1 protein-coding gene is annotated in these 413 nt (G+C 57.6%); it reads left to right on the forward strand.

From position 1 onward, the window contains the following. Positions 1-413 (forward strand): Ig-like domain-containing protein (locus AC2A06_RS18895; RefSeq protein WP_484381303.1); only part of this gene is annotated, 413 nt, incomplete at both ends.

Here is a 413-nt window from a genome sequence, read left to right on the forward strand (position 1 = left end):
CGGTAACGTCAGCCAACAATCGACAACCTTTACCCTGACGCTGGACTTCAGCGCGCCGGATGCCAGCAAAGTGGCGATCACCGGGGTGGACGACCAGGTGGGTGGCTTGACCGGTAATGTGGACTCAGGTGACACCACTGACGACAGACGTCCAACCATCAGTGGGACCGGTGCGGAAGCGGGGAATATCATTACGGTATACCGTGGCAACGAAATTATTGGCTCGGCGGTTGTGAAGAGTGATCTCTCCTGGTCGATGCAGCCGAACCTGCCGCTTGCGGATGGTGTGGTGGTGTTGACCGCAACAGAGCGCGATGCGGTGGGTAATACCACCGATAAGTCACCGGCTTACAGTATTACCGTCAGTACAGTCCCACCGGCACCACCGGTGCTGGGTACGGTCATCGATAATG

This window comes from Serratia sp. HNCC26DJ244 (assembly GCF_057180565.1).